This window comes from Microbacterium sp. C-MGS6, assembly GCF_058140415.1.
This window is the reverse complement of sequence record NZ_CM176934.1, coordinates 2558288-2577040: the sequence shown is the minus strand read 5'-3', so window position 1 is coordinate 2577040 and position 18753 is coordinate 2558288. Positions and strand designations below refer to the sequence as shown.

Genomic DNA, 18753 nt, shown 5'->3' with positions numbered 1-18753 from the left:
GCTCAGACCTCCCCGTGTCGACGGAGGAGAGGGAGCTGCTCGGCGAGCCAGGGGCTGAAGGCGAACGGGGTGCGGATGACCGCGGCGAGCAGGTCATCGACATCGACCCACTCCCACTCCGCCACCTCGTCCGGGTTTGCCGACGGCTGCTCGTCGACCACCGCGACGTGCACCGGACAGATCTCGTTCTCCACGATGCCACTCGCGTCCACGGCGCGGTAGCGGTAGTCGGGGAGAGCGAGGCGGATCTCGGTCACCTGGATCCCCAGTTCGTCGGAGCCGCGCCGTCGCACCGCATCGGCCATGTCCTCGCCGGGCTGCGGGTGCCCGCAGAAGCTGTTGGTCCAGACCCCGGGCCAGGTGCGCTTGCCGAGCGCGCGACGCGTGACGAGGAGGCGTCCCTCTCGATCCTGCACATAGCAGGAGAAGGCGAGGTGGAGAGGAGTGTCGGTCGTGTGGACTTCGCTCTTGGGCAGGATGCCGACGGCAGTCCCGTCTTCGGCGAGGAGTGTGACGTTGTCCATGGCGTCCTCTCGTCGTTTAGCTAACCTGGCGAAATATCAACTTAGCATGAAGCTGTTCGTGTGTAACATGATCGCATGCCCTCCGAGCCCCGCACCACCCCGGTCGCCCACGCGACGGCGGCGGCGGAGCGGGACGAACTCGCTCAGGGGTCCATCTACGACGTCGACGCCAGCGACCCGCGCAGTACGCTCGTCGATCGCTCGGGCGTCGCCCCGGAGGATCTGCGTCAGATCGGACGCCTCATGGAGGCGCTCGGCGGGCTGCGCGAGGCCGAGCAGCGTCTCTCGCAGGCGTCCCGGCGCTACATGCAGCTGAACGAGACCGACATGCGCGCGCTGCACTACCTGATCGTGTGCGACAACCGAACGGTCGTGGCGACGCCCAGCGGGATCGCCCACCATCTCGGGGTCTCCACCGCCGCGACGACGAAGCTGCTCGACCGGCTGGAGAAGGGTGGGCACATCCGGCGCTCGCCGCATCCCACCGACCGACGAGCCCTCGCGATCACCATCACCCCCGAGACCAGGCACGCCGCGATGGAGACGGTCGGGCGGCAGCAGGCCAAGCGCTTCTACGCGGCGGCGCGACTGTCGGCGGCGGAGCGGGAGGTCGTGATCCGCTTCCTCCTGGACATGACGGAGGAGATCACCCTCCGCGATGAGGCGTGGGCGCTCGAGGGTGCGAAAGAAGATCCCGCCCGACCGTGAGGTGGGGCGGGACCGGGTCAATGCGCGGCGCGGTAGGCCTCGAGGATGGGCGCCGGTACGCGACCCCGCTCCGAGAGCGTGTAGCCGTTCTCCTTCGCCCAGGCGCGGATCGCGGCGACCTCCGGGTTGCGTGAGGGCCGCTTCCGCGACGAGGACGAGGACGAGGACCGTCCTCCGCCGGACGCCGCTCCCGATCCGGCCCGACGCCCGGCCGTGATGTAGGGCTCGAGTGCCTGTCGCAATTCCTCGGCGTGCGCGGAATTCAGATCGATCTCGTAGGAGGTGCCGTTCAGGGAGAAATGCACGGTCTCGCCTTCCCCGACCTCCAGGACGGTGCCGTCGATGTCGTCGACCAGCTGGTGCACAATTCGTCTCGCCATGGGGCCGACTTTATCGCGGGTGCGGGAATGCGCACAACAAAGGCCGTTTCGTCATGGCGAACAATGACGCAGCCGCCGAGAATGTCGATTCAGGGGAGAAGGCCGGCGCGACGCGCTTTGGTCACGGCGGCATGCCGCGTCGACGCATCCAATTTCGACATCGCGGTGCCGAGATAGGCCTTGACCGTCCCTTCCCGCAGACCGAGGTGCGCGGCGATCTCCGCATTCGTCGATCCCAGGGCGGCGCAGGCCAGGACATCCGTCTCGCGCGGGGAGAGGTGGACGACGGGGAGCGGGCCGGTCGTGGTCGTCGGCAGGTCGTCTCCGGCGAGGGTCAGCAGTCGGCGCTCGACCTGCGCCAGCCGCGCGCGGATGCCGGCGTCGTCGACGGTCGCGGCGATGCTGCGGAGCTCGGCGAAGCTCTCCCGCAGCTCCTCGCGCTGTGCCGGCGCGACCGCTGCGGGTGTCGGCGATGCGGCGCGGAGGCGCCGCTGCACCTCGTCGCGGATGCGCAGCTCGTCAGCGACGGACTGGGCGACCTGCATGGCCGGGGCCGTGGTCACGCCGCCGATCCTCTCCTCCGCCCACGCGCCGGCATAGAGCACGCCGCGAGGGCGGCCCTGGACGACGATCGGCAGGGCGAGCAGGGTCCGCAGGCCTTCGCCGAGGACGAAGACGTCGTAGTCGTGGGTGATCTGGCGGGAGGAGCCGTAGTCGCTCGTCATCCGCGGACGCAGCTCCATCATGGCCCGCCCGCCGAGACCGCGCTCGGGGCGTACGCGGAGACCGTCGAGAGCGCGTGTGCGGGCTCCGACGATGCTCGTGACGCTCACGACGCCCTCTTCGATCAGCCCACCGAACGCCACCGGGAAGCGCGTGCGCCGCGCCAGCTCGCGCACCGCGTTGGCGACGAGCTCCGCCTCGGGTTCGACGGTGATCGGAGAGCTCACGAATACCTACTTTCGGGGGTGACGGCGGTGTTCCCCGTTTCGTAGCGTCGACCCTACCACTCGGGCGGCGACGGCCGCGCGTGCAGCGGACATGTGGCAAGGAGGCCCCATGAGCGAACAGGTTCCGACCCCTCAGAACGGTGCGATCGATTACGTCGCCGTCGAGCAATCCCCTCGATTCCTGCGGTTGAAACGGACGCAGCGGTCATTCATCTTCCCCCTCGCCGCGTTCTTCCTGGTGTGGTATTTCGTCTACGTGCTGCTGGCCGCATTCGCCCGCGATTTCATGGCGCAGCGCGTATGGGGGGATATCACCGTCGGGCTGCTTTTCGGGCTCGGGCAGTTCGTGACGACGTTCGCCATCACGATGGCATATGTCGCGTTCGCCAACAGGAAGCTCGATCCGTTGGCGTCGGAGATCCGTGAAGAACTCGAGAAGGCGCAGGCCGAGGCATGAGCATCATCCGCACGGCCACCGAGGATGTCGCGCTCGACATCAACCCGGTGTTCAACATCTCGATCTTCCTGGCCTTCGTCGCGGTGACATTGTTCATCGTCATCCGCGCCAGCAGGAACAACAAGACCGCCGCCGACTATTACGCGGCGGGGAGGTCCTTCACCGGACCTCAGAACGGATTCGCGATCGCGGGCGACTATCTGTCCGCCGCATCCTTCCTGGGCATCTGCGGTGCCATCGCGATCAACGGCTACGACGGATTCCTGTACTCCATCGGCTTCCTCGTCGCCTGGCTGGTCGCCCTGCTGCTGGTGGCCGAACTCATGCGCAACACGGGCAAGTTCACCATGGCGGATGTGCTCTCGTTCCGGTTGCAGCAGCGGCCGGTGCGGATGGCGGCGGCGATCACCACGCTCGCGGTGTGCTTCTTCTACCTCCTCGCGCAGATGGCCGGGGCAGGCGGTCTCGTGTCGCTGCTCCTGGGGATCGACGGGAGGGTCGGGCAGTCGGTCGTCATCGCCGTCGTCGGCATCCTCATGATCGTCTACGTGCTGATCGGCGGTATGAAGGGCACCACCTGGGTGCAGATCGTCAAGGCGGTGCTGCTCATCGGCGGCGCCCTCGCGATGACCATCTGGGTCCTCGCGATCAACGGCTTCAGCCTGAACACCCTGCTGGAGGCCGCCGTGGCGAACTCCGACAAGGGGGAGGCGGTGCTGGCGCCCGGCCTGCAGTACGGCGCGAACCCGTGGGACTTCCTCTCGCTGGGGATGGCCCTGGTGCTCGGCACCGCGGGCCTGCCGCACGTGCTGATGCGCTTCTACACCGTGCCGACGGCCAAGGAGGCGCGGCGTTCGGTGGTGTGGGCGATCTGGCTGATCGGCGGCTTCTACCTGCTGACGCTCGTGCTCGGCTACGGCGCCGGCGCGCTCGTCGGCGCCGACGTGATCGCGGCGGCACCCGGGGGCGTGAACTCCGCGGCTCCGCTGCTGGCGCTCAAGCTCGGCGGTCCGGTGCTCCTCGGGTTCATCTCCGCGGTAGCGTTCGCCACGATCCTCGCCGTCGTCGCGGGACTCACGATCACCGCGGCGGCGTCGTTCGCCCACGACATCTACGCGAACGTCATCCAGAAGGGACGCAAGGACGCGGAGGGGAAGCCCGTCGAGCCCGATCCCAACGGCGAGGTGCGGGTCGCCCGTCGGACGGTGATCGTCATCGGCATCCTCGCGATCGTCGGCGGCATCGGGGCGCAGGGGCAGAACATCGCGTTCCTCGTGGCCCTCGCGTTCGCCGTGGCGGCGTCCGCCAACCTGCCGACGATCCTCTACTCGCTGTTCTGGCGCCGATTCACGACGCGCGGTGCGGTGTGGAGCATGTACGGCGGGCTCGGCTCGGCGATCATCCTCATCATCCTGTCGCCCGTGTTCTCCGGCACGCCCACCTCGATGATCCCCGGCATCGACATCGCGATCTGGCCGCTGAACAACCCGGGCATCGTCTCGATCCCGCTCGGGTTCGCGCTCGGCTGGCTCGGGACGATCACCAGCACCCGGCGGGAGTCGCCTCAGCTGGCGGCAGAGATGGAGGTGCGCTCTCTCACCGGCTTCGGGGCGGAGAAGGCCGTCGATCACTGACGCGTCACCCCTCGGGTGCGGGCCCGGCGGCCTACTCGCCGGGCCCGCACCCGAGGAGCGGGGGACTCACCGGGACTCGAGGTCCAGCAGGAACCTCTTCCGTTCCGGGTGGCCGCCGTAGTGCCCTGCGGAGCCGTCGGACCGCACCACCCTGTGCACGGGCACGATGAGGGAGAACGGTGTGAGCCGACAGGCGGTGCCGACGGCCCTGGCCGCTCCGGGGTGGCCGGCGAGGACCGCGACCTCCCCGTAGCTCAGTGTCTGTCCCCACGGGATCTCGCAGACGGTGCGCAGCGCCGCCCGGTGGAAGCCGTCCACGAGGCGCCAGTCGAGAGCGACATGCTCGTCGAAGCGCACGGGCTCTCCGTCGAAGTACGCCTCCAGGAGCGGGACGAGCTCGTCGGCAGCTCCGGGCACGGGCTCCGGGACGGCGCCGAGCTGCCGAGACACGCCCTCCAGCAGCCAGGGCACCTGCGGATCCGCGGACTCGGACAGATCGAAGCGCACGATGCCGTCGTCGGAGAAGACCGCGAGGGCGTCGCCGAAGGGCGTCGGAGCGAAGTCGTAGCGGAAGGTCATGTCCTCATCCTGACCGTCCGGGTCGACAGCGGAGAACCGGTCGCCGGGTCCGTCGCGCGTTCCGTGGACAACGAGAGCGCACGACCATGCGGGCAGGAGTAGTCCGAGCGAGTGCCGCACCGGCGGTTTTTCACCGGAAACCCGCCGGGGATACCGATCTCCGGCGGTGTCGCGCCTAGGGTGTCAGTGTGTGGCGACGGGAAAGCAGGTCTGCGAACAACACGGCGGTGGACAACGCTGTGTCCCTCGGCGACCTGCGCGACTCGTCCACCGGCGTCGGCATCGCGCACGCCGCGGAGGCGGAGCGCACGCGGCTGCGGGCGGAGGCGGCTGATCTGGGTGGGCCTTCGCCGTTGAGCAGCTTCCGCGACGGCCCGGAGTCGGGCATCGACATCTCCAAGGCGCACCCCGGCAGCCTCCCGCAGTTCATCACCGGCAAGTCGACGCTCCTGTCCAACCTCTTCCGCGATGAGGTGGGTCTGCGCACCGCGCGGCTCGCCGCCGAGCGCATCACGGCCAAGAACACCGAGCTGCGCACCGTCCGCGGCATCGAAGCGGTCCACCTCGCCGTCGGCGTAGCACGGTGGCGCATCGGCGGGGCGACCTTCGCCGCCCCCGTCCTGCTGCGGCCGCTCGCGATCCGCCGCCATCACACCGATTTCGAGCTCAAGCTGCAGGGGGCGTTCGAGGTGAACCCGGAGCTCGTGCGGGTCGCCCGCGAGCACTTCGGGCTGACCCTCGATGCGTCAGCGCTCGCCGCACTCGCGTACGACGGCGGCATCTTCAAGCCCCAGCCCGTGATCGACAGCCTGCGCGCGCTGACCCGATCCATCGAGACGTTCTCCGTCGAACCGCGACTCGTCGTCTCCACCTTCGCCGACGTCGCCGGCGCCATGGCCCAGGACGGCGGCAGCCTCGATCATCCCGTCCTCAACGCGCTCGGCGGCCACGTCGGCGATCGTGAGCAGGTCACGGCACCCCGCGCCGTCCCGCACCACGTCGGGCCCGACGACCGTGCGCCCGCCTCGGACAACCTGCTGCTCGATGCGGATGCGGAGCAGGAGGCCGTGCTGGCCCGCATCGCCGCCGGGCACTCCCTCACCGTGGCGACCCTTCCGGGCACCGGAGGGACGCAGACCGTCATCAACGCGCTCGGGGAGCTGGTCCGCGCCGGGAAGAAGGTCCTCGTCGTCTCGGCCCGGCGGTCCACGCTCGACGGTGTTCGTCATCGCCTCGCCGGTATCGGGCTGGACAGCCTCGCGGTGTCGCCGGGGAGCCTGCGCCGCGATCTCGTCCGCGCGATCGGACGCAACGAGAAGGCGACGGCTCCGAAGGTCAGCGAGGTCGACGACGCGCTGGTGCGGCTGCGCACGGTGCTGCGCGACTACCGCGACGCGCTGACCGTCCCCGTCCCCGGTCTCGACGCCTCCGTGCTGGATGCGACCCGACACCTCACCCGGCTCGCCTCGCTTCCCGTCCCCCCGTCGACGACAGCGCGGTTGAGCGTGGATGCGCTGCGCAGGCTGGCAAGGGACCGCACGGACGCGGCCGCGGCGCTGGCGCAGGCCGCGCGCCTCGGAGAATTCCGCGTCGGGCCGAACGACTCGCCCTGGTACGGCGTCACCTTCGGCAGCACCGAGGCGGCCCGCGCCGCGCACGAGCTCGCCGGACGCCTGCACGCCGACAGCGTGCCCGCCCTGCTCGAGCGCGGGTACGAGCTCATCGCGCAGACGCACATGCGGCCCTTCTCGACGATCGACGAACTCGGCGAGTACCTCGGGCTGCTGGAGGGCATCCGCGACACGCTCGACCGCTTCAGTCCCACCGTGTTCGAGCGGCCGCTCGGGGAGCTCATCCAGGCCCACGGTTCGCGACGGGACGCGCCAGGGATGTCGGGGGCCAATCGTCGTCGGCTTCGTCGCCTGGCCAAGGAATACGTCCGCCCGGGCGTGCACGTGACGGAGATGCACGAGGCGCTGCTGCGCATCCAGACCCAGCGCACCCAGTGGCAGCGGTACGTGGAGGCGGGCGTCGCTCCGGAGATCCCGCTCGGTCTGGCCGATGTGTCCGCCGCATGGCAGCGGGTCGAAGCGGAGTTGGCGGAGCTCGATGCCGCCCTCGGCCGCCGCGAGCCCCTCTCGTCCCTGCCGGTCGCACGGCTCGTGCGCATGCTCGCCGGCCTCGCCGCGAAGTCGGACGTCTTCGAGAACCTCGTCGAGCGGGCCCAGCTGCGCGACGAGCTCGCCCTCCTCGGCCTGGAGCCGCTGCTGACCGAGCTCTCGGTGCGGCACGTCTCCGAGGCGCGGGTGGGGGAGGAGCTCGAGTACGCCTGGTGGCAGTCCCTCCTGGAGCGCGCACTGCAGGACAACCGGGCGCTGCTGGGCGCGAACACCGCCGTGGTCGACCGCCTCGAGCGCGATTTCCGGCTGGTGGACGAGGCCCATGCGGCCATGGCCGGGCCGCTGCTCGCGTGGCAGCTCGCGAACCAGTGGCGCATCGCCATCGTCGACGAGCCCGAGCAGTCGCAGAACCTCCGCCGCGCCCTGACCCAGTCCGCGACGACGGCCGCGGAGGTCGTCAGCGCCGCGCCGACCCTCGTCGACGTGCTGGCTCCGGTCTGGATCTCGTCGCCCTACCTGGTGCCGGAGATCCCGGATGCGGTGGAGTTCGACACCGTGCTCCTCGTCGACGCCGCGGCCATCAACCTCGCCGAGGCGGCGCCGGCCATCCGCCGCGCCCGTCAGGTCGTGGCGTTCGGCGATCCGGTCACGCAGCGTCCCTCTCCCTTCCGCATCGCGGTCGACCCCGCCGAGGAGTGGGAGGAGGAGGTTCCGTTCGATGACGTCTCGGTCTTCGAGCGCCTGTCCGAGCTGTTCCCGGTGATGACCCTGACCCGCAGCTACCGGGCCGGCGGCGAGGATCTCGCGGAGCTCATCAACGACGCGTTCTACGGCGGCGAGATCGTCTCCCTCCCGTGGGCCGGTTCGTACCTGGGGCGCGGCAGCCTCACCGTCGACTACGTCGAAGGCGGTACCGGCGCGCCCGACCCCGTCTCGGGCGCCGTCGAGAGCCCGGACGCCGAGGTCGCCCGCGTCGTCACCCTCGTCGTCGAGCATGCGGTGCATCGCCCGACCGAATCGCTCATGGTCGTCACCGCCAGCACCCGCCATGCCGAGCGCGTGCGCGCCGCCGTGACCGCCGCCTTCGCGGGACGCTCCGACGTCGCCGACTTCGTCGCCCGCGACACCGCGGAGCCGTTCGCGGTGCTGACGCTCGAGGAGTCCGTCGCGGAGAGCCGCGACCGCGTCATCTTCTCCCTCGGCTTCGGGCTCACGAAGCACGGCCGTGTCCTCAGCGACTTCGGCGACCTGTCGACGCCCGACGGCGAGCGACTGCTGACCGTCGGGATGACCCGCGCACGGCGCTCGATGGTCATCGTCTCGTCCATCCGCCCCTCGGCCTTCGACGACGGGCGCCTCGAGCACGGCGCGGCCACGCTCATGTCGATCCTCGGCGGTCTCGCGGCCCGTGCCCGCGACGCGCGACTGGAGGACCTGGCCGACCCGCTCACCCTCGCACTGGCCAGGGAGCTCCGGCGTCTCGGGGCTTCCGTCGACGTCGACTATCGGGGACTCCTGCCGCTCGTGGCGCAGCACAACGGCAAGGCGGTCGTGATCGAGTCCGATCCGGAGTCCCGGGGAGAATCCCTGCGCGAGACGCTGCGGCTGCGCCCTCATGTGCTCCGTCGCCTCGGCTGGCACTACGTCCGGGTGCACGCGTTCGACCTCTACAGCGACCCGCGCACCGTGGCGTCCCGGATCGCGACGGTGCTCGGCATCTCGGAGACGGCCCCGCGCGCGGAGAACGACACGCAGCCCCTCGATCTCGGCGATCACCGGAATGACTGAGGGCCGGGACGAGCCGCGGCAGCGGGTCGTCCGGGTGCCGGGCTCCCGGCGGGCGCGGCTGACGCCGGTCGATGGCAGCGATCCGGCACCGGAGGTCCCGGAGGGCGGCGCGCCGCAGCGGTCGGCGCCCGGCGACCGGAAGGGTCCCAACGACGACCAGCTCCTCCGCGACGTGCCCCCGCATTACTGACGCGTCCGCCCCGGAAAAAGGAAGACCCACGGCCCTCCGAGGAGAGCCGTGGGTCGTGAGGGCGGTGCGGTCAGACGCCGCGCGGGCCCTGCTGGGTCTTGAGTAGATCGCGGATCTCGACGAGCAGCTCCGCCTCGGTCGCGGCGGCCGGCTCCTCCTCCGGCTCCTCGGCCGGCGTGCCCTTGCGCGCCTCGACGTGGGCCTTGAACGTGTTCATCGGCAGGACGAAGACGAAGTAGACCACCGCGGCGACGGCGAGGAAGCTGATGAGCGCCGAGATGAGGTCGCCGATCGGGAAGACGACCTCTTCGCCGTAGATGTTGGTGACAGGGATGCCGAACTTGCCGGCGGCATCGGCCTTGAGGAAGAGCGCGATGAGCGGGTTGATGATGCTGTTCACCACGGCCGTCACGACGGCCGTGAAGGCGGTGCCGATGACGACCGCGACGGCCAGATCGATGACGTTCCCGCGGAGCAGGAAGTCCTTGAATCCTTTGAGCATGGAAACCCCCAAGTCGACTGGGCCTCAGTTCGAGGCGGGAGTCGACGCAGCAGCCGGTTTGGCGCTCGTCGTCGAATCCGACTTCGATGATGCCGAAGCATCCTTCGAACCCCCGGATTTGGCGCGCGAGTCCGTGCGATAGAAGCCGGAGCCGTTGAAGGTCACGCCGATCGAGCCGTACTGCTTGCGCAGGGCGCCGCCGCACTCGGGGCAGACCGTGAGCGCGTCGTCGGAGAAGCTCTGGACGGCGTCGAACTGGTGCCCGCACGCGGTGCAGGCATAGGCGTAGGTGGGCATGGCGGTCCTTGCGGGTCAGCGTCGCCGGGGCGACAGATGCAGCGTCTGCGACGGGGTCACGATGCCGTCGACCGGCTGGTCGTGCACCTCGCGCGGCAGTTCGTCGAGTACCTCGGAATCATAGATCACCGCGTACACCGGAGGGCATTTCTCCATGGAGCCGATGGTCTTGTCGAAGTAGCCGCGGCCCCACCCCATGCGCATCCCCGAGCGGTCGACGGCGGCGGCGGGGACGATCATCAGGTCGACGTCGTTCACCGCGATCGGACCGAGCACCTCGCCGGTAGGCTCCGGCAGCCCGTACAGGCCCTCCGCGATCTCCTCGGTGTCGTCGGCGACGGCCCAGTCCAGCAGTCCGTCGGAGCGGGTGACCGGGAGGAGGACCCGGATCCCGCGGCGGACCGCGCGAGTCACGAACTCCCTGGTGCCCGGCTCCGTGGTGGTGGAGAGGAAGCAGGAGACGGAGCGGGCCCCGAGCTCGTCGACGAGGGCGTCGAGGCGTTCGCCGATCGCCTCGGCAGCGGCCTCGCGCTGCGGATCGGACAGCAGCTGACGCCGCTCGCGCAGCTCCGCGCGGAGGGCTCGCTTGGCGTGCTCGACGTCGTTAGCCATGGTCCGAGTCTAGGGCGGCCCCCACCGGTAGGCTGTGGGAATGGCTCACGAGAAGATCAAGGCTGTCATTCCCGCTGCCGGGCTGGGGACACGATTCCTGCCCGCGACGAAGGCGATGCCGAAGGAGATGCTCCCCGTCGTCGACAAGCCGGCGATCCAGTACGTCGTCGAGGAGGCGGCGAACGCCGGGATCGAGGACATCCTCGTGATCATCGGGCGCAACAAGAACGCCATCTCCAACCACTTCGACTCCGTGCCGGAGCTCGAGGTGAAGCTCATGGAGAAGGGCGACACCGGTCGCCTGGAGCGCGTGATGAAGTCGAGCGACCTCGCCGACATCCACTTCGTCCGCCAGGGCGAGCCCAAGGGTCTCGGCCACGCCGTGCTCCGCGCTCGGACGCACGTCGGCGACAGCTCGTTCGCGGTGCTGCTCGGTGACGACCTCATCGACGAGCGCGACCCGCTGCTCACGGAGATGATCGCGGAGCACGAGCGCACGGGTGCCGCCGTCATCGCCCTCATGGAGGTCGACCCGGACAACATCCACATGTACGGTGCGGCCGCCGTCGAGGCGATCGAGGGCTCGGACGCCGTTCGTGTCACGGGCCTCGTCGAGAAGCCCGCCAAGGAGGACGCCCCCTCCAACCTCGCGATCATCGGTCGCTACGTGCTCCCGGCGTCGGTCTTCGAGATCCTCGAGCGCACCGAACCCGGAAAGGGCGGCGAGATCCAGCTCACCGACGCGCTCCAGGAGCTGGCGACGGCGGACGGCGGACCCGGCGTGGTCGGCGTCGTCTTCGGAGGCCGCCGCTACGACACCGGTGACCGCGTGGACTACATCAAGGCGATCGTGCAGCTCGCGGCCGACCGTGACGACCTGGGCTCCGAGCTCCGCCCCTGGCTCAAGGACTTCGCGGAGCGCCTCTAGGCGCCTCGCGGTCGTCGGAGGTGCGGCGTGGAGCTGTCGACGGGGATGCGGCACGGACCGGTCGAGCTGCGTCTCATCCGGACGAAGGACGCGCGGCCTCTGCAGCAGGAGCTGCTCGCCAATCGCGCGTGGCTGCAGCCGTGGGAGGCGACCATCCCGCACGGAGCGGTCTCCTTCGACATGCGGGTCAGCATCCGTCGCCTGCTCCAGCAGTATCGGGACGGCGGCGGCTACCCGTTCGTGATGGAGTACGACGGCGAGGTCGCCGGGCAGCTGAACGTCTGGGGCGTCGCCCGGGGCTCGCTGTGCTCGGCGACGATCGGCTACTGGGTGAGTGAGCGGTTCGCGGGTCGGGGGATCACCCCGACCGCGGTCGCGCTCGCCACGGACGCCTGTTTCACGGAGTACGGGCTGCATCGGATGGAGATCTGCATCCGCCCCGAGAACGCCGCGAGTCTGCGGGTCGTGCAGAAGCTCGGCTTCCGATACGAGGGGCTGCGCCGCCGGTACATCCACATCGACGGGGACTGGCGTGATCACTACGCCTTCGCCCTCACGCAGGAGGAGGTTCCGCAGGGTGTCCTCGCCCGGTGGATCCACGGACAGGTGCCGCCGCAGGCGGCGACGATCCCGCCGGCGGACCGTCTCACCCTCTGACGCCCCCATCGCGGGAGGACTCGCCGCGACACGCGCCCCGACTGCACGGCGCGGCCGGTCCGCCGCCGTTACCGTTGACCTATGGACGGGCCGGTGCTGAGTGGGGGAGTGATCGTGCTCGTCGCCGTGCTCCTGTGGATGCTGTATCTCCTGCCCTCCTGGCGGGGCCGCTTCCAGTACAACGCCGCTGAGCGCAACGCCGTGCGGCTGAATCAGGCGCTGCGGATCCTCGCCGAGACGAGTGAGACTCCCGGCGAGGTGCACATGGAACTCAACGCCCGCACCGTCGTCGCGCAGCAGAAGCTCGCGAAGCGGTTGCAGGCCGAGCGGGAGGCCGCAGAGCTCGAAGCGCTCCGCCAGGAGCTCGCTGCGACCCGCGCCGATCCCGTGATCCGTCAGGCCCGCGCCCGCCGCCGCGTGCGTCTGGCGGCGACCGGCGCGCTCGTGCTCGGACTCGTCGCCGTCGGTCTCGGCATCTGGCAGCTCCTCGCCACCGGGGGCGCCGTGCTCCTCTGGAGCGGTGGAGCCACGGCGCTCGTGGCGACCATGGTCCTCCAGCGGATGGCGTCGGTCGCGCTGCGCGCCGCCCGTCGTCCGCAGGCCGCGGCGGTCGAGACCGTCGAGAGGAGAGAGGCCCCGGTCCTGCACGACCAGGGCCCCGCCACCTGGACTCCGCGTCCGCTTCCGGAGCCGATGGTGTCGGTCACAGGATCCCGCGCACAGGCGGCTCGCGCCGAGATCGATGCGCAGGAGGAGCGCCGCAAGGCCGCCCGAGTGGCCGCGCTCCGTGCCCGTGCCGAGGAGATGGCGCCGCCGGCGCCGGTCACCCTCCCGGCGGCATCGACGGAATCGCCGTACGCACGTATGGGATTCGTCGACGACGCCGAGATCGAGGAGCACGTGCGCCGGCTTCTGCAGCGCCGGGCCGCCGGTTGACGGCTGCGGTGAGCGCGGGTCTCCACCGCTGATACCGGATGCGGGAGAGTGTCGCTCCTCGCGTCAGCGCCGCTCGGGGCCGTAAAGTCGTGGGATGGGAACCATGCAGTACGGCTCCGGCAGCGAGATCCAGATCGAGGACCGCGCCCTGGCCCATCTGAAGGTCGCGATCGCGACCAAACTCCGTCGGAACGAGAGCTTCACGCTGTCCTGGAAGCACCCCGACGGGGATGTGCCGGGGCGCTCGACGATCTGGCTGCATCCGTCGATCCCGCTGCGCTTCACCTTCGGCGAGCCGGAGACGCCGGAGCTGAACGTGAAGTGGGTCCAAGCCCTCATGGTCGAGGCGAGCTCGTCGGGGGGCATCAGCCTCGTGGACGAGGTCATCGACGGCCCGGCCGACTGAGCGCCTCCGCTACTCGGCGGGGTACGCCTGTGTGGCGAGCTGCTGCGCGAGGTGCGCCGCGTTCCGGGCTGCCGTCGTGATCGCGGAGCTCACGGCCTCCGGAGTCTCGTCGAGGTCCTTGTAGTCCACGGTCTGCATGGCCTCGCCGTTCCAGTAGACCGAGGTCTGCGCGGGGATCGTGTACCCGATGTCGTTCAGCGCCTGGAAGAGGATCGCGGAGATGTGGTGAGCGCCGTCCTCGTTCCCGAGCACGCCGGCGATGGCGACCTTGTCGAACAGGATCGGGCGGCCCTGCTCGTCCGTCTCGCTGAGCTCGGCGTCGAGGCGCTCCAGCACGCGCTGGGCGACGCTCGAGTGCTGTCCCATCCACGTGGGCGTGACAAACACGAGGATGTCGGCGTCGAGGACGCGCTGTCGCAGGGTCGGCCACTGGTCGCCGTCACCCATGTCCTTCTCGACGCCGGGTCGGATGTCGACGTCGACCGCTCGGACGAGGTCGCCCGTCACGCCGTGCTCGGCGAGGGCATCGAGGAGCTGACGCGCGAGCAGATCCGAGCTCGACGACGCGGGGGAGGGCTTGAGCGTGCAGGAGATCGCGACGGCGGTGAGTGGAGTGTTCATGCTCCGACCCCACCAGAGATCCCGGCGGCGGCACAGGGCCTTTCCGGGTCCGGGCTATCCTGGTAGAGCACCGACGACAGGAGATCCCGTGATCCTCAGCTTCCTCTTCTTCATGATCATGTTCCTCGGAGGCTTCTGGCTGCTGGGGATCGCGCACGAGATGCCGGACACGCTCGCCGCGCTCACCTTCGTCGGCGGCATCCTGCTCGTCTCGCTGGCCCTCGGGTTCGCGATGCGTCAGCGCGGTTCCGCCACGCGTCGCTCCAAGAACTGGACCGGCAGCCCGACCGAGTGATCGCCGCGGGGCTGCGCCCCGCGCTCACCGTCGCCGGGCGAGCCTCGCTTCGAGGTTCGCCCGCACCGCCGGCCACTCCGGCTCGATGATGGAGTACTCCACGCTGTCCCGGAGCGCGCCGTTGCGGTAGCGGCTCATGGCCCGCATCACGCCGTCCTGCTTCGCGCCCAGTCGCTCGATCGCGGCGCGCGACTGGAAGTTCACCCACTGGGTCGTCAGCCCGACCCGGAAGACCCCGAGCGTCTCGAAGGCGTGGCGGAGGAGCAGCAGCTTCGATTCCGCGTTGGTACCCGTGCCGTGGGCGGACGGGCGGTTCCAGGTGTATCCGATGTGCAGCCGGGGGACGTCGGCGACGATGTCGTAGTACGAGGTGAGCCCCAGCACGCGACCGGCGGCGTCGAAGGCCGTGAACGGCACCATCTCGCCGGTGGCGACGAGGCCCAGGCGCCGGTCGACCTCGGCGGCGACTCCATCGGGTGCCGGAACAGAGGTGTACCAGGCCGTCTTCCACAGGTCGCCCTCGGTGACCGCTTCGACGAGCCCGTCGACGTGCGACCGGTCGAGAGGGCGGAGCTCGACGAGCTCACCGGTGAGAGTGACGGGGGCGGGGGCGACGTGGAAGGCCATGAGGTCATTCAACCAGCGTCGGGCGCTGCGCCCGGCCCTCAGGCGGGGACGGCCAGGTGCTCCCGGCTCAGCACGCGCTGGAACGCGAGGACGATCTCGATCGTCACGTCCAGCTCGAAGGCGAGGCTGGCCAGATGTGTGCCGCGCAGCTGCTCCGCCGCCGCGTAGGCCGACGGCGTGATCAGCCGTCGCGCGGCCCACTCATCGGCCTGCCGCTCCTGCCGAGCGCGAAAGGCGGGGTGCCGTGTGGGCAGGTGGCCGAGGTGGGCGTGACCGAGTTCGTGGGCGAGCACGCTGCGGGCGGTGCGCCTGCTCATCCCCGGAGCGAGCCGGATCGTCCGGGTGGCGGGTTGGAAGCCGCCGGGTGTGGGCCCGGGGCGCTCGACCACGCGAAGCCCGAGGTCGTCGGCCAGACGGAGGAGCTGCTGCATGGGCCTCCGTCCGATCGGTGTCGTCTACTCGTAGAGGTCGTCGGTGTCCGTCTCGCCGGTGGATCCGGATTCGAAGGCGACCTCGCGGGCATTATCGCGTGGGGTGGCGACATCGGTGCGGCGCCGGAGGGGAGTGACGATCGCCGACGTGCCGTCGGCGGCCAGACGCTCCTCGGCCCGGGCGACGAGGATGTGCGGCTCGACTCCCAGCGTGGCGCACACCGCGTAGACGACGGGCACCGGGATCGCGCGCTTGCCGGTCACGTAGTTGTCCAGCGCGCTCCGGGCGATGCCCACGTCGCGTGCCATGGCGGCGATGCTGCTTCGTGCCGCCGCGATCTCCGCCCGCATCTGACGGCCGACCGCCTCGTTGAACTCCTCGGCTGGTGTCTTCATCCGGCTCACCTTAGCAGCGGGCCGAGAGCAGGATGCCGTCATATTGGTCTCTCGTGACCGGACGAGTGTCCGTGCGTGGCGGTACCGTAGGCGCATGGGGACAGAACTGCGTCATCTGGTGGCATCGGCGGTGGAGGCTGCGCGCCTGCACGCCGGAGTGTCGTTCATCGAGCTCTCGGAGCGGGCCGGAATCGCGCCGGCCGCGCTGACCGACCTTCTCGAAGAGCGCGCGGACTTCACGATGGAGGATCTGGCGGGGATCGCGACGGTCCTCGGCGTCCCCGTCACGCGGCTGCTTCCCTGCGCGCCGTAGACGATGTCCGCTCGCGCCTCGGACCGGGCGATGCGATGAAGTAGCGTGGGCGCATGAAGACCGTTTCCTTCGGATCGACGACCGCTCCGGCCCTGATCGCCGGGATGATGCGCATCGACAGCCTCGACGACGAGCAGATCCGCGACCTGTACGCGACCGCCCGCGACGCGGGCATCGACTTCTTCGACCACGCGGACATCTACGGCGGGCAGATGCACCGCTGCGAAGCGCGATTCGCCGATGCCCTCCAGCTCAGCGCCACGGAGCGGGACGAGGTCGTGCTGCAGACCAAGTGCGGCATCGTGCCGGCGCAGGGCATGTTCGACTTCTCCTACGACCACATCATCGCGCAGGTCGAAGGCTCGCTCGCGGCCCTCCGCACGGACCGCATCGACGTGCTCCTGCTGCACCGGCCGGACGCCCTGATCGAGCCGGACGAGGTGGCGCGCGCCTTCGATCATCTCGAGTCCTCGGGCAAGGTGCGGGCGTTCGGGGTGTCCAACCACACGCCCTCGCAGATCGAGCTGCTGAAGACCGCGGTGGGGCAGCCCCTGGTCGCGAACCAGCTGCAGCTGTCCCTCACACACGCGCCGATCATCGCGCAGCCCGTGGCCGCGAACATGGCGGGCCACGACCAGAGCATCGGACGGGACGGCGGCGGCATCGTCGACTACTGCCGGATCCACGGCATCACCGTGCAGGCGTGGTCGCCGTACCAGAGCGGCTTCGGTGGCGGGGTCTTCCTCGGGCACCCGGACTACCCCGAGCTCAACGCCGTGATCGAGCGCCTGGCGGGGGTCCACGGAGTGACGCCGACGGCGATCGCCACCGCTTGGATCACCCGTCACCCCGCCGGGATGCAGGTGGTCCTCGGGACGACGACACCGCACCGCGTCCAGGAGGCCGCGGCCGGGGCGGATGTCGTGCTCACCCGGGCCGAGTGGTACGAGCTCTTCCGCGCCGCGGGGCACCTGCTGCCGTGATCCCTCCGCTCCGGCCCGCGCGTCGTCTACCCTGATCCCATGCCGTTCCTGTTCTCGCTCCTGGTCATCGCGCTGATGATCGGTGCACTGATCGACATCATCACGCGCGACGACTCGCAGGTGAAGTACCTGCCGAAGATGGTCTGGATCATCATCGTGATCCTCCTGCCGTTGATCGGCAGCGCGCTGTGGTTCGCGATCGGCCGGGAGTACGGGGAGGCCGGCGTCCCCCTCCCGCGGATGCGGCGAGCCGAGCGTCCGTCCGCCCCGACGGCCACCGTCGCACGGCCCGCGCCGTCGGTGGACACCCGTTCGACCGAGCAGCAGATCGCGGACCTCGACCGCGAGATCGAGGAGTGGCGGCTGCGCGAGGAGATCGAGAAGCGCCGTCGCGAACGCGGAGACGACGCCCTCCCGCAGTCCTAGCGATCGACCGCTCCGGGCTGTCAGGATGCCGTCATGAGCATCCTCGTGAACGTCGACAACTTCGCCCTCGCCGAGACACACCGCATGATGCGCGACCTCCAGAAGGAGGCCGGGGGTGTGGATCGGTTCCTGCACAACAGGGCTCCGGCCGCGATCGACCGGCAGACCGTGATCCGGCTGAACCGGGACACGCTCTACAGCTTCGCCGTCCTGGACATCAGCGAGGGAGCCGCCTTCACGATCCCGGAGCACGGCGACCGCTACCTCTCGGCGATGGTCGTCAACGAGCATCACTACGTGGATGCGATCTTCCACGAGGCGGGCGAGCACACCCTCACGACGGCGCAGTTCGGGACGCCGTACGTCGTGCTCGCGGTGCGCATCCTTGTCGACCCCACCGACCCGACCGATGTGGCGGCGGTGACCGCCCTCCAGGACCGCATCGCCCTGCGCAGCGGGGCGGCCACGCCGTTCGCCATGCCGGACTACGACACCGTCAGCCTCGACGAGACCCGCCGGGCGCTGCTCGCGTTGGCCCGGAACCTCCGGGGCTTCGACCGCATGTTCGGCAGCGCGGACGAGGTCGACCCGGTGCGGCACCTCATCGGCACGGCGGCGGGCTGGGGAGGGCTTCCCTCGTCCGAGGCGAGCTACATCGGCGTCGACCCGCGTCTGCCGGTGGGGCGGTACGAGCTCACGGTCGGCGAGGTCCCCGTCGACGGCTTCTGGTCGATCTCGGTGTACAACGCGGACGGCTTCTTCGAGCCGAACGATCGCGACGCCTACACGATCAACGACATCACCGGCGTCCGCAACGACGACGGCACGCTCACCGTCCGCTTCGGCGACCACCCGGAAGGCCTGCCGAACGTCCTGCCGATCACGGAGGGCTGGAACTACCTGGTCCGGCTCTATCGCCCCCGTCCCGAGGTGCTCGACGGCAGCTGGACGTTCCCGACGCTCCAGGAATCGGCTTGACCCTGACGCGGCGTG

Annotated in this window: 25 protein-coding genes; 14 read left to right on the top strand and 11 right to left on the bottom strand. The window is 70.0% G+C overall.

What is annotated here, in order from left to right; all coding sequences use genetic code 11:
- Positions 1-2 precede the first annotated feature (2 nt).
- Positions 3-524: an isopentenyl-diphosphate Delta-isomerase gene (gene idi / locus AC3B5L_RS12635; RefSeq protein ID WP_187662053.1), complete on the bottom strand. Its 522-nt coding sequence runs from the start codon at positions 522-524 to the stop codon at positions 3-5.
- Positions 525-599: 75 nt separating this feature from the next.
- Here idi and AC3B5L_RS12630 point away from each other — a divergent pair, with 75 nt between their 5' ends.
- Positions 600-1232, top strand: coding sequence for a MarR family winged helix-turn-helix transcriptional regulator (locus AC3B5L_RS12630; RefSeq protein WP_187662052.1), 633 nt, complete (start codon positions 600-602; stop codon positions 1230-1232).
- A 17-nt stretch (positions 1233-1249) separates the two neighbouring features.
- Here the strand turns inward: AC3B5L_RS12630 and AC3B5L_RS12625 are convergent, their stop codons facing one another.
- Entirely contained in the window at positions 1250-1612 is a 363-nt protein-coding gene (locus AC3B5L_RS12625) for a histone-like nucleoid-structuring protein Lsr2 (protein ID WP_268776767.1), read from the bottom strand.
- An 89-nt stretch (positions 1613-1701) separates the two neighbouring features.
- Entirely contained in the window at positions 1702-2562 is an 861-nt protein-coding gene (locus tag AC3B5L_RS12620; protein WP_187662050.1) for a LuxR C-terminal-related transcriptional regulator, read from the bottom strand.
- Between the two features lie 109 nt (positions 2563-2671).
- Here AC3B5L_RS12620 and AC3B5L_RS12615 point away from each other — a divergent pair, with 109 nt between their 5' ends.
- Together AC3B5L_RS12615 and AC3B5L_RS12610 are read left to right on the top strand one after the other, a co-directional pair.
- The gene (locus AC3B5L_RS12615; RefSeq protein WP_268776768.1) at positions 2672-3019 is read left to right on the top strand and encodes a DUF485 domain-containing protein; all 348 of its coding nucleotides are present in this window, start codon (positions 2672-2674) and stop codon (positions 3017-3019) included.
- Positions 3016-4653 carry a solute symporter family protein gene (locus AC3B5L_RS12610; protein WP_259951439.1) on the top strand — a complete coding sequence of 546 codons (1638 nt, stop codon included), beginning with the start codon at positions 3016-3018 and terminating at the stop codon, positions 4651-4653. The genes AC3B5L_RS12615 and AC3B5L_RS12610 overlap by 4 nt, the downstream gene beginning before the upstream one ends.
- 66 nt (positions 4654-4719) lie before the next feature.
- Here the strand turns inward: AC3B5L_RS12610 and AC3B5L_RS12605 are convergent, their stop codons facing one another.
- Positions 4720-5232 carry a methylated-DNA--[protein]-cysteine S-methyltransferase gene (locus AC3B5L_RS12605; RefSeq protein ID WP_187662048.1) on the bottom strand — a complete coding sequence of 171 codons (513 nt, stop codon included), beginning with the start codon at positions 5230-5232 and terminating at the stop codon, positions 4720-4722.
- Between the two features lie 227 nt (positions 5233-5459).
- Here AC3B5L_RS12605 and AC3B5L_RS12600 point away from each other — a divergent pair, with 227 nt between their 5' ends.
- Together AC3B5L_RS12600 and AC3B5L_RS12595 are read left to right on the top strand one after the other, a co-directional pair.
- Entirely contained in the window at positions 5460-9140 is a 3681-nt protein-coding gene (locus AC3B5L_RS12600; protein WP_370428418.1) for an AAA family ATPase, read from the top strand.
- Positions 9133-9330, top strand: coding sequence for a hypothetical protein (locus tag AC3B5L_RS12595; RefSeq protein WP_187662047.1), 198 nt, complete (start codon positions 9133-9135; stop codon positions 9328-9330). The genes AC3B5L_RS12600 and AC3B5L_RS12595 overlap by 8 nt, the downstream gene beginning before the upstream one ends.
- A 70-nt stretch (positions 9331-9400) precedes the next feature.
- Here AC3B5L_RS12595 and mscL read toward each other — a convergent pair whose 3' ends face one another.
- The 3 genes from mscL to AC3B5L_RS12580 are packed head-to-tail and all read right to left on the bottom strand — an operon-like array spanning position 9401 to position 10741.
- Positions 9401-9832, bottom strand: coding sequence for a large conductance mechanosensitive channel protein MscL (gene mscL, locus AC3B5L_RS12590; RefSeq protein WP_259951442.1), 432 nt, complete (start codon positions 9830-9832; stop codon positions 9401-9403).
- Positions 9833-9856: 24 nt separating this feature from the next.
- Positions 9857-10129, bottom strand: a complete 273-nt coding sequence (locus AC3B5L_RS12585; protein ID WP_025105556.1) for an FmdB family zinc ribbon protein — start codon at positions 10127-10129, stop codon at positions 9857-9859.
- A 15-nt stretch (positions 10130-10144) separates the two neighbouring features.
- Positions 10145-10741, bottom strand: a complete 597-nt coding sequence (locus tag AC3B5L_RS12580; protein ID WP_187662044.1) for a 5-formyltetrahydrofolate cyclo-ligase — start codon at positions 10739-10741, stop codon at positions 10145-10147.
- A 40-nt stretch (positions 10742-10781) separates the two neighbouring features.
- Between AC3B5L_RS12580 and galU the strand changes: the two genes are divergently transcribed.
- From galU to AC3B5L_RS12560, 4 genes are all read left to right on the top strand, one after another.
- Positions 10782-11669, top strand: coding sequence for a UTP--glucose-1-phosphate uridylyltransferase GalU (gene galU / locus AC3B5L_RS12575; RefSeq protein WP_187662043.1), 888 nt, complete (start codon positions 10782-10784; stop codon positions 11667-11669).
- Between the two features lie 45 nt (positions 11670-11714).
- The gene (locus AC3B5L_RS12570) at positions 11715-12326 is read left to right on the top strand and encodes a GNAT family N-acetyltransferase (protein ID WP_187664199.1); all 612 of its coding nucleotides are present in this window, start codon (positions 11715-11717) and stop codon (positions 12324-12326) included.
- Between the two features lie 81 nt (positions 12327-12407).
- Entirely contained in the window at positions 12408-13262 is an 855-nt protein-coding gene (locus tag AC3B5L_RS12565) for a hypothetical protein (protein WP_490095843.1), read from the top strand.
- A 94-nt stretch (positions 13263-13356) separates the two neighbouring features.
- On the top strand, positions 13357-13668 hold the full coding sequence (locus tag AC3B5L_RS12560; protein ID WP_187662041.1) for a DUF7882 family protein: 312 nt from the start codon (positions 13357-13359) through the stop codon (positions 13666-13668).
- 9 nt (positions 13669-13677) lie between these two features.
- On the opposite strand, the gene AC3B5L_RS12555 is transcribed toward AC3B5L_RS12560, so the two are convergent.
- Entirely contained in the window at positions 13678-14289 is a 612-nt protein-coding gene (locus AC3B5L_RS12555) for a flavodoxin family protein (protein WP_259951445.1), read from the bottom strand.
- An 88-nt stretch (positions 14290-14377) separates the two neighbouring features.
- Here AC3B5L_RS12555 and AC3B5L_RS12550 point away from each other — a divergent pair, with 88 nt between their 5' ends.
- On the top strand, positions 14378-14584 hold the full coding sequence (locus AC3B5L_RS12550) for a hypothetical protein (protein WP_025105563.1): 207 nt from the start codon (positions 14378-14380) through the stop codon (positions 14582-14584).
- A 24-nt stretch (positions 14585-14608) separates the two neighbouring features.
- On the opposite strand, the gene AC3B5L_RS12545 is transcribed toward AC3B5L_RS12550, so the two are convergent.
- Genes AC3B5L_RS12545 through AC3B5L_RS12535 form a run of 3 tightly spaced genes read right to left on the bottom strand, consistent with a single transcriptional unit; the run spans position 14609 to position 16038 of the window.
- Positions 14609-15211, bottom strand: a complete 603-nt coding sequence (locus AC3B5L_RS12545) for a GNAT family N-acetyltransferase (protein ID WP_187662039.1) — start codon at positions 15209-15211, stop codon at positions 14609-14611.
- Positions 15212-15249: 38 nt separating this feature from the next.
- A complete protein-coding gene (locus AC3B5L_RS12540) occupies positions 15250-15642 on the bottom strand; it encodes an ImmA/IrrE family metallo-endopeptidase (protein WP_187662038.1) in 393 nt (130 codons plus the stop codon).
- Positions 15643-15666: 24 nt separating this feature from the next.
- Complete coding sequence (locus AC3B5L_RS12535) at positions 15667-16038, bottom strand: helix-turn-helix domain-containing protein (protein WP_232089061.1); 372 nt, start codon at positions 16036-16038, stop codon at positions 15667-15669.
- Between the two features lie 94 nt (positions 16039-16132).
- Here AC3B5L_RS12535 and AC3B5L_RS12530 point away from each other — a divergent pair, with 94 nt between their 5' ends.
- The 4 genes from AC3B5L_RS12530 to AC3B5L_RS12515 are packed head-to-tail and all read left to right on the top strand — an operon-like array spanning position 16133 to position 18738.
- Positions 16133-16351: a helix-turn-helix domain-containing protein gene (locus AC3B5L_RS12530; protein ID WP_232089060.1), complete on the top strand. Its 219-nt coding sequence runs from the start codon at positions 16133-16135 to the stop codon at positions 16349-16351.
- 53 nt (positions 16352-16404) lie between these two features.
- Positions 16405-17334: an aldo/keto reductase gene (locus AC3B5L_RS12525; protein ID WP_268776770.1), complete on the top strand. Its 930-nt coding sequence runs from the start codon at positions 16405-16407 to the stop codon at positions 17332-17334.
- 39 nt (positions 17335-17373) lie between these two features.
- The gene (locus tag AC3B5L_RS12520) at positions 17374-17760 is read left to right on the top strand and encodes a PLDc N-terminal domain-containing protein (RefSeq protein WP_259951450.1); all 387 of its coding nucleotides are present in this window, start codon (positions 17374-17376) and stop codon (positions 17758-17760) included.
- 33 nt (positions 17761-17793) lie between these two features.
- Complete coding sequence (locus AC3B5L_RS12515; protein WP_259951451.1) at positions 17794-18738, top strand: DUF1214 domain-containing protein; 945 nt, start codon at positions 17794-17796, stop codon at positions 18736-18738.
- Positions 18739-18753 lie beyond the last annotated feature (15 nt).

What these genes read in the sequence shown, in the direction of transcription:
- AC3B5L_RS12615 (WP_268776768.1), top strand. Translation starts at nt 2,672, where the DNA reads ATGAGCGAACAGGTTCCGACCCCTCAGAACGGTGCGATCGATTACGTC.
- AC3B5L_RS12570 (WP_187664199.1), top strand. Translation starts at nt 11,715, where the DNA reads ATGCGGCACGGACCGGTCGAGCTGCGTCTCATCCGGACGAAGGACGCG.
- AC3B5L_RS12610 (WP_259951439.1), top strand. Translation starts at nt 3,016, where the DNA reads ATGAGCATCATCCGCACGGCCACCGAGGATGTCGCGCTCGACATCAAC.
- mscL (WP_259951442.1), bottom strand. Translation starts at nt 9,832, where the DNA reads ATGCTCAAAGGATTCAAGGACTTCCTGCTCCGCGGGAACGTCATCGAT.
- AC3B5L_RS12560 (WP_187662041.1), top strand. Translation starts at nt 13,357, where the DNA reads ATGGGAACCATGCAGTACGGCTCCGGCAGCGAGATCCAGATCGAGGAC.
- AC3B5L_RS12530 (WP_232089060.1), top strand. Translation starts at nt 16,133, where the DNA reads ATGGGGACAGAACTGCGTCATCTGGTGGCATCGGCGGTGGAGGCTGCG.
- AC3B5L_RS12535 (WP_232089061.1), bottom strand. Translation starts at nt 16,038, where the DNA reads ATGAAGACACCAGCCGAGGAGTTCAACGAGGCGGTCGGCCGTCAGATG.
- AC3B5L_RS12605 (WP_187662048.1), bottom strand. Translation starts at nt 5,232, where the DNA reads ATGACCTTCCGCTACGACTTCGCTCCGACGCCCTTCGGCGACGCCCTC.
- AC3B5L_RS12595 (WP_187662047.1), top strand. Translation starts at nt 9,133, where the DNA reads ATGACTGAGGGCCGGGACGAGCCGCGGCAGCGGGTCGTCCGGGTGCCG.
- AC3B5L_RS12515 (WP_259951451.1), top strand. Translation starts at nt 17,794, where the DNA reads ATGAGCATCCTCGTGAACGTCGACAACTTCGCCCTCGCCGAGACACAC.
- AC3B5L_RS12540 (WP_187662038.1), bottom strand. Translation starts at nt 15,642, where the DNA reads ATGCAGCAGCTCCTCCGTCTGGCCGACGACCTCGGGCTTCGCGTGGTC.
- AC3B5L_RS12545 (WP_187662039.1), bottom strand. Translation starts at nt 15,211, where the DNA reads ATGGCCTTCCACGTCGCCCCCGCCCCCGTCACTCTCACCGGTGAGCTC.
- AC3B5L_RS12625 (WP_268776767.1), bottom strand. Translation starts at nt 1,612, where the DNA reads ATGGCGAGACGAATTGTGCACCAGCTGGTCGACGACATCGACGGCACC.
- idi (WP_187662053.1), bottom strand. Translation starts at nt 524, where the DNA reads ATGGACAACGTCACACTCCTCGCCGAAGACGGGACTGCCGTCGGCATC.
- AC3B5L_RS12555 (WP_259951445.1), bottom strand. Translation starts at nt 14,289, where the DNA reads ATGAACACTCCACTCACCGCCGTCGCGATCTCCTGCACGCTCAAGCCC.
- galU (WP_187662043.1), top strand. Translation starts at nt 10,782, where the DNA reads ATGGCTCACGAGAAGATCAAGGCTGTCATTCCCGCTGCCGGGCTGGGG.
- AC3B5L_RS12630 (WP_187662052.1), top strand. Translation starts at nt 600, where the DNA reads ATGCCCTCCGAGCCCCGCACCACCCCGGTCGCCCACGCGACGGCGGCG.
- AC3B5L_RS12580 (WP_187662044.1), bottom strand. Translation starts at nt 10,741, where the DNA reads ATGGCTAACGACGTCGAGCACGCCAAGCGAGCCCTCCGCGCGGAGCTG.
- AC3B5L_RS12520 (WP_259951450.1), top strand. Translation starts at nt 17,374, where the DNA reads ATGCCGTTCCTGTTCTCGCTCCTGGTCATCGCGCTGATGATCGGTGCA.
- AC3B5L_RS12565 (WP_490095843.1), top strand. Translation starts at nt 12,408, where the DNA reads ATGGACGGGCCGGTGCTGAGTGGGGGAGTGATCGTGCTCGTCGCCGTG.
- AC3B5L_RS12525 (WP_268776770.1), top strand. Translation starts at nt 16,405, where the DNA reads ATGAAGACCGTTTCCTTCGGATCGACGACCGCTCCGGCCCTGATCGCC.
- AC3B5L_RS12585 (WP_025105556.1), bottom strand. Translation starts at nt 10,129, where the DNA reads ATGCCCACCTACGCCTATGCCTGCACCGCGTGCGGGCACCAGTTCGAC.